Source organism: Eremococcus coleocola DSM 15696 (genome assembly GCF_000428865.1).
In the GTDB taxonomy this organism is placed as follows: Bacteria; Bacillota; Bacilli; order Lactobacillales; family Aerococcaceae; genus Eremococcus; species Eremococcus coleocola.
Genome location: NZ_AUAT01000013.1, coordinates 59,548 through 65,831, shown reverse-complemented (window position 1 = coordinate 65,831; position 6,284 = coordinate 59,548). Strand labels below are relative to the sequence as shown.

The 6,284-nt window shown below is 35.3% G+C and carries 15 protein-coding genes and 1 pseudogene; 5 read left to right on the top strand and 11 right to left on the bottom strand.

Annotated elements, in window-relative coordinates; all coding sequences use genetic code 11:
- The 7 genes from G396_RS0104490 to G396_RS0104460 form a co-directional block, all read right to left on the bottom strand.
- Positions 1-254, bottom strand: a 254-nt coding sequence (locus tag G396_RS0104490; RefSeq protein WP_028125187.1) for a hypothetical protein, incomplete at its 3' end; no start/stop codon positions are given.
- A complete protein-coding gene (locus G396_RS10150; protein WP_051221118.1) occupies positions 244-855 on the bottom strand; it encodes an ERF family protein in 612 nt (203 codons plus the stop codon). The genes G396_RS0104490 and G396_RS10150, both read right to left, overlap by 11 nt.
- Before the next feature lie 13 nt (positions 856-868).
- The gene (locus G396_RS0104480) at positions 869-1,597 is read right to left on the bottom strand and encodes a DNA methyltransferase (protein ID WP_169718689.1); all 729 of its coding nucleotides are present in this window, start codon (positions 1,595-1,597) and stop codon (positions 869-871) included.
- Positions 1,598-1,726: 129 nt separating this feature from the next.
- Positions 1,727-1,972, bottom strand: coding sequence for a hypothetical protein (locus G396_RS0104475; RefSeq protein WP_028125185.1), 246 nt, complete (start codon positions 1,970-1,972; stop codon positions 1,727-1,729).
- 57 nt (positions 1,973-2,029) lie between these two features.
- A complete protein-coding gene (locus G396_RS0104470; protein WP_028125184.1) occupies positions 2,030-2,224 on the bottom strand; it encodes a hypothetical protein in 195 nt (64 codons plus the stop codon).
- Entirely contained in the window at positions 2,225-2,449 is a 225-nt protein-coding gene (locus G396_RS0104465; RefSeq protein WP_028125183.1) for a hypothetical protein, read from the bottom strand.
- A 2-nt stretch (positions 2,450-2,451) separates the two neighbouring features.
- Positions 2,452-2,649, bottom strand: coding sequence for a helix-turn-helix domain-containing protein (locus G396_RS0104460; RefSeq protein WP_034907545.1), 198 nt, complete (start codon positions 2,647-2,649; stop codon positions 2,452-2,454).
- 158 nt (positions 2,650-2,807) lie between these two features.
- Here G396_RS0104460 and G396_RS0104455 point away from each other — a divergent pair, with 158 nt between their 5' ends.
- Positions 2,808-3,128 carry a hypothetical protein gene (locus G396_RS0104455; RefSeq protein ID WP_028125181.1) on the top strand — a complete coding sequence of 107 codons (321 nt, stop codon included), beginning with the start codon at positions 2,808-2,810 and terminating at the stop codon, positions 3,126-3,128.
- On the opposite strand, the gene G396_RS11390 is transcribed toward G396_RS0104455, so the two are convergent.
- Positions 3,109-3,270 carry a hypothetical protein gene (locus G396_RS11390; protein WP_155857405.1) on the bottom strand — a complete coding sequence of 54 codons (162 nt, stop codon included), beginning with the start codon at positions 3,268-3,270 and terminating at the stop codon, positions 3,109-3,111. The genes G396_RS0104455 and G396_RS11390 overlap by 20 nt on opposite strands.
- Before the next feature lie 136 nt (positions 3,271-3,406).
- Here G396_RS11390 and G396_RS10915 point away from each other — a divergent pair, with 136 nt between their 5' ends.
- Positions 3,407-3,721, top strand: coding sequence for a hypothetical protein (locus G396_RS10915; RefSeq protein WP_051221116.1), 315 nt, complete (start codon positions 3,407-3,409; stop codon positions 3,719-3,721).
- Here the strand turns inward: G396_RS10915 and G396_RS11385 are convergent.
- Genes G396_RS11385 through G396_RS0104430 form a run of 3 tightly spaced genes read right to left on the bottom strand, consistent with a single transcriptional unit; the run spans position 3,705 to position 4,398 of the window.
- Positions 3,705-3,878: a hypothetical protein gene (locus G396_RS11385; protein ID WP_155857404.1), complete on the bottom strand. Its 174-nt coding sequence runs from the start codon at positions 3,876-3,878 to the stop codon at positions 3,705-3,707. The genes G396_RS10915 and G396_RS11385 overlap by 17 nt on opposite strands.
- Before the next feature lie 48 nt (positions 3,879-3,926).
- On the bottom strand, positions 3,927-4,145 hold the full coding sequence (locus G396_RS0104435) for a Thoeris anti-defense Tad2 family protein (RefSeq protein ID WP_028125180.1): 219 nt from the start codon (positions 4,143-4,145) through the stop codon (positions 3,927-3,929).
- A gap of 43 nt (positions 4,146-4,188) precedes the next feature.
- Complete coding sequence (locus tag G396_RS0104430) at positions 4,189-4,398, bottom strand: DUF739 family protein (RefSeq protein ID WP_028125179.1); 210 nt, start codon at positions 4,396-4,398, stop codon at positions 4,189-4,191.
- A gap of 174 nt (positions 4,399-4,572) precedes the next feature.
- Between G396_RS0104430 and G396_RS0104425 the strand changes: the two genes are divergently transcribed.
- The 3 genes and pseudogenes from G396_RS0104425 to G396_RS12020 all read left to right on the top strand — a co-directional run.
- Positions 4,573-5,244 carry a LexA family protein gene (locus tag G396_RS0104425; RefSeq protein ID WP_028125178.1) on the top strand — a complete coding sequence of 224 codons (672 nt, stop codon included), beginning with the start codon at positions 4,573-4,575 and terminating at the stop codon, positions 5,242-5,244.
- Between the two features lie 19 nt (positions 5,245-5,263).
- Complete coding sequence (locus tag G396_RS0104420; protein WP_028125177.1) at positions 5,264-5,704, top strand: PH domain-containing protein; 441 nt, start codon at positions 5,264-5,266, stop codon at positions 5,702-5,704.
- Positions 5,705-5,857: 153 nt separating this feature from the next.
- Positions 5,858-6,037 (top strand): annotated as a pseudogene (locus tag G396_RS12020) (hypothetical protein); the annotation flags it as partial.
- Positions 6,038-6,284 lie beyond the last annotated feature (247 nt).

Genomic DNA, 6,284 nt, shown 5'->3' with positions numbered 1-6,284 from the left:
TTGCCATTTTCAAACATCCATTTAGCAAAGGTCTGCAATCTAGCTTCACCAACTGAATCAGCTAAACCTTGGCTAATGTCTTTCATCAGCGCCCAATAATGCTTGCGTTGCTCGTCTGTTCCGCTGCCTTTCTTCCAAGGGTCAAGGTAGCCAAAGAATCGTCCGTTGTATTCTTCAAAGTCTTTGGCGTTCACCTTGTCCAATGGCCGGACTGTGATTAGTCCGTCATGGCTACTTACAATTTCAACCCTCATTGCGCAACTCTTCTAACCATGTCTTGGCTACTGCTAATAATTCAGATTGTTTATGTTCTCGATAGTCGGAGCCTAGTCGGTTATTTATGCCAGCGCAAAATGTTTTTTTAGAAATTTTAAACGGTTCAAAGTCTGTGTAGATGTCTGCCATAGTGGCATTTAAATTATCAATTTGCTTTTGAGAGTTACCACTTTTCTTAGTGTTTCCACTAACTTCGTTTCCGTCATCGTCAACTTCACTTGCTACCCCAAAGGCACTTGATAAGCTATATCGTCTTGCATAAGTGATAGCTGACCCCATACCTTGAGGGGTGTTCTTATCTGGTTTTAGATAAAGTGGGTCACACTCTAACCACTCACCGCTTGAATGAGTTAGTAAAGTGATCACCCCTGTTTTGCCGTTCTCATCATTAATCGTTGATTGAATGTAGCTAAGGCCATGCTTTGGTGCTACTTCATCAATCGAATAGACCACGTTTTCAAGTGGCACATATTTCGATTTAAAGAATGGGTTATTAGCGTCTTTCTTTGGTTGTTTATAATCAGCCTTGAAATCAGATAAAGCTTTGAATAAATTCTTAGTACTTTCTGAAAATCTCATTACACTAAACCTCCTAAAATAGTGTTGATTGAATAGGTATGTTAGTTAACATTTTTTCTTTGGCGTCTTTATAGAAATCTTTTTTAATTTCAAAACCATAGCTAGGTCTGCCTAATTCTGCCGCTGCTCTTAATGTCGTTCCGCTACCTGCGCATGGATCAATTACAACATCGCCTTCATCAGTGAATATCTCAATTAATTCTTTTAAAATGGCCACTGGCTTTTGTGTTGGGTGTATTTTTGGGATTAAGTTTCTATTGTCTGTTTCCCACTCAAACCAATTCTTAATCATGCGGCCTTTTTGGGTATCTGTTTTACCGTTTCTAAATTTAGGTAACTTATCACGATACAAAACAACGGCATATTCTGTTGCTCCGACGATTTTCATATTTGCTTTTAGCACTTGTGATGATGATTTTTTTACAAAAATAATTGGATAGCTGTTATTGAATCCGTATTGTTTTCCATAATCAATCACCATTTGCATTTGTTGAAAAGCACAAAATACAATCATGGCTGGTGCTTGGTTCTTTTCTTTCGGCTCTTTCTTCAACATTTTTGAACAAAAGTGCATGAATTCAGCAATCCTAAAGTTGTGGTCTGTATCAAAGAATGACTTGCCTGCTAACTCACTTTCGCCATTCTTGTTGTCGCCGTCCTTATACCAAACCGGATTACTAGCGTAAGCATTATTTCCTAAATTGTATGGGATATCAGCAATAACCAATTGCGCTTTTGGCATGTTATATCGTTTAAAATTTTGGTGATGGTCGTTGTATAATTCACATTTCAATGTTCAAGTTCCCCCTAAATTCGGCATCCTCTCATAGCTAGGTCATGGCCTGTAACGACTAGATAATGATCATGCTCATTACTCATCGTATTCACCCCTTAGAATTTCATCGCCGGACGCAAAGCCGTCATAATGTACATCCGCAAAGTCCACTAGGTCATCGATGTGGACCCATCCTCGTTCAGTTAGTGCATATTCACGTCTTTGACCTGGTTTGATATCATGTTCTAACCAATCAGTCTGGTCATACCTTGTTTTCGGTTCGTCTATATCTTGTTTTATATGACGGTCAAATTCATTTAGTCTTTTTTCGTTATCATTCATGTGTTATAATCTCCTTGTATCATTATTCGTAAGTCCGCACCCTCATGCGGGCTTTTTTTATTTGCTTAAATAATCTTGAGCGATTAAAACGATTAAATATAAGATTGGAAATAATCCCATTCCAATAACTGTTCCCATCAAGAAACCTTCGTCCATTCTTCCGGTGCGCCATTCTTCGTCCACCTCGGCGATAATTTGCTTTTCCCATTCGTTCAGCTCGTCCTCGGTCACTGTGATAGTTTTTTTATTCATTTAATACACCTCCTTAAATCGTCTTTCTTCCAAAACTTTCATAAACTCTAAAAAATCTTGAATGTTTACGATTGTAATCCGTTCAGTTGGTTTTGCTACACCCCGTGAGTAAACTGGGTCTTGGTACATCTCATTGACTAACCGATAAGCAGTTCCTCTAGTTAACCCAGGAATTACTTCCGGAAGATTCTTGGCTAAGCATGCCGGTACTTTCGTAACTTCCATAATCAATTCTCCTTTCTAAATTCATTCACATCGACACCTAGTGCATCAGCTAATTTGAATGCCGTTGATAAGGTAATATCTTTATTCACTCCACTTAGTATTCGATATAGCTGACCAGAATTAAGACCAGCTTCAATCTGTATTCGTCTAATAGTTTTTCCAGACTGATCAACTAATGCTTTTAATTTTTCTTTATTCAAATTTCCACCCCTTAATACAATATGTTGTGTCTAAAAGTTATGAACAACCATATGTTGTGTTTTTAAGTAAAATATAATATAATGTCGATATCGATAAAGGATTATCAAAACCACTGGTGTTCCTGTTTCGAAATTCAACTAAAAAGTGAGGTGAATTTATGGGTAACGGTTTTAAAGTTAAGGGATTAGATAAGCTAGAAAAACAATTTAAAGAACTTGAAAAAAATGCTAGTAAAATCAATGGTAAAAACGAAGTTTCATTTGATGAATTATTTACCAATAATTTCATGCAAAAATACACCGATTTCAGTACAATTGATGAATTTGAAAATAGAAGTTCTTTTGATTTTTCTAATCTAGAACAAATTGATGATATGGCTTTAGATAATTTTGTAAGCGAACACACCACTTTCTCTAATTGGAAAGATATGTTAACCAAAGCTTCTGAATTATGGACTGCTAAAAAACTTGGTTTTTAATCAAATTCAATAAATCTCTAACCTCTGGTAAATCCATAATGTTGATATCGACTGACGGCTTTACCTTCTTCCCTCGTCCAATCGCTGCACCGACTACCAATCCTGCAGTGATCAGGGCGAGGGTTTTTATTGTTTGTTTCATGTTTGTCCTCCTATTTGGTTCTTTATAGCTGTGACAACTGCTTCGATTCAAAATTATCTTCCTTAATTTTTTGCAATCATAGTCACGCACATTCCCCTTTCGTGATATACTCTCTCTGTGAGAGGGGGGTAAAATTATGAATTGGAATACAATAATCACTACATTATTAACATCATGTATACCAGCGATTATTTCGTACTTAGTAGCCACAAATAAAAGTAAATCTGAGCTAAATTTATTTAAGGAACAAAGCAAATCCGAAATTGAAAAAATGAAATATCAACACGAATCTGAGATTGAAAGATTAAAAATACAGTCCGAAATCAAATCTCAATCTGCCCTAGATGAAGTAGCACTTAATTTCTTTAATGATATAGTTTCTGGAAAAAGAACTATAAATGACCTTAAAAATATTAAAGCCATAGCTGATGAATTTAATTCTGAGAATTAATTTTTTCTGATAATGAAATAAGTAAATTTATATTTAAAGTAGAAGCATTTATTATTAGCACGTCATCTGAACCATGATGTGCTTCTTTAATTGCCTTGACATATTCGATTGCTTCTTCAACATTTTTTGCTATAAATTCATACTTAACTGTGCCCATTCAATAGACCCCTCCTCTCTAGTTGGTTGTTTGATAGTGATAGTTCATTCACTTGCATTCTCCTTTCCATTCCTCTAATACTATCCAGTCATTAGCGATGAGGTCGTCTCTATTAGGGTTCCATCGTGGAGCCTTTTTTATTTTGTCTATAAAAACTAAACAACATTCACGGTCATTAGTAGGAAGAATTTGAACTCCTCTATAGTTTGTATTTTGACGGGTAATAGGTTTCCCATTGGAATTTTTAATGGCATCTACAATATTCATCGTTTTCACTCCTTTCCAGGTTGTTTGTTCAATTTAATTGAACTTAAATTTTAAAAAAATATTCCGGTATTTCATTCAATTCTAAACCTAACAATTCGCATGCTTTACCAGCCTCTGTTGTTTTCCAAGATACTTTATTGTTTAATTTCAATGATAATGTACGTTCCGAGAATCCCATAGCATTTGCAAAAGCTTCTTGTGTTCCGTAAACTTCCCTAATTTTTCCGTATAACTTAGAAAAATCAAATGACATAACGCCTCTCCTTTCTTAAGATTTTTGTTCAATTATTTTGAACTTGTACATATGATAACACGCCCAAAAAAATAGTCAACTGTTTTATTCAAAAAAATTGAACTTTTTTATTGAACTTTTGTTCATAATGAAATAAAATAAGGTTACAGATATAGCGAATGAGGTGAAAAAAACGTGGAAGACAAGGTAACTGTCGGTGCTAGATTAAGACAAATTATGAATGAAAACAATTTGAAGCAAGTTGATATTTTAAACAAAACAGCTCCACTTCAAGCAGAATATAATGTAAGGATAGCTAAAAACGATTTATCTCAATATGTAAATGACAAAGTTGAGCCTAATCAAGAAAGATTGTTTATATTAGCAAAAGCGTTAGGAGTCAATGAACCTTGGCTAATGGGATTTAATGTTCCGAAATATAAAAATGATACCACCATTTCCAACATCATAGAAATCAAACAAACCCGTAACATCCCAGTTGTCGGAACGATCGCTTGTGGAGACCCCATACTTGCTCAAGAGAATATATCTGATACTATCCCCTTCCCTGTGGAATTATTGCCAAGCGGTAATCTATTCTTTTTGAAAGCTCAAGGCAATAGCATGGAGCCTACCATTAAGGAAGATGCCTTGGTATTAATCCGCAAGCAAGAGGAGGTGGAAAACGGAGAGATAGCCGCCGTATTAGTTAACGGAGATACGGAGGCAACGTTAAAGAAGGTCAGAAAGTTAGGTGACACTATTCTTTTAGAGGCGATTAATGAAGAATATGCACCTTATCTTGTAAATAAAGAAAACCCTGCCAGAATTATTGGCAAGGCAATTAAAGTAGTGAATGAATTGTAGAAGAAGGAGGAATTACAAAATGGGACTCTTTGATAATATAAAACAAGGTGTACTTGGAAACTTAAGTGAGGTTTCTGCTGAAAAGCTAAATTTAGAATACGGACCTTACTTGTTTGACGGTGAAAAAATCGAAACGGGTTATACCTTAATCAGAGACTCTATCATCTTTACTGATGTACGTATTATTTTCGTTGATAGACAAGGAACAACAGGAAAGAAAACATCATTCAAATCTATTTATCTTTCGCATATTATTGATGTTGAAATGGAAACTGCGGGGGCTGGTTTTGATGATAGTGAAATTACAATTACATACCTAACAAACGTAAACAGATCAACACGACACGAAACTTTTGAAAGTATAAAGTTTGAATTTCCTAAAAAAGCAGATATTCTACCTCTCTATAGATTTTTCGGTTCTTTGGTACTAAAAAACCGTAGAGAAATTAACACCAAGTAAAAACAATAAACCCAATTTTCTGAGCAAGCGAGCGTTAGAGTCATTAGCGATTAATAAAAAACACCCCACTCCACACTGGAGTGAGTATATGTTTAATATCTACTAACTGAAACATTAAAACGTAAATATATTATATTGCTTAAGGAGGATAATATGAAGTACGGCGTAAGAAAACCTAGTATTAAGAAAAGTTTCAAAGCAAGAACTACTGGTAGAGCGAAACGCACTTTAAAAAAGAGTGTTAACCCTCTCTATGGCAAGAAAGGTATGGGATGGGTAAACAATCCTAAAAAAGCGGCTTATAACAAGGTCTATAACAAGACCACAGTTTCTGCTCGTAATTTGGGTTCATCATATAAACGACGTAAAAAATCATCTGGAACAGATGATTCAAGCGATTATGGATGCGGTTATGGATGTGGATGCTTATTAACCATAATTATTTTATGGGTATTGTCCGGGTTATTTTAAAACAAAACACCCCACTCCCTACCGCCAAGTAAGATGAGTGAGGTTAAGCAAAAGCACCCTGTTTAAAGGGCTCTTTATGTTGCTATTTTATCAAAAATAGGAGGTTTTA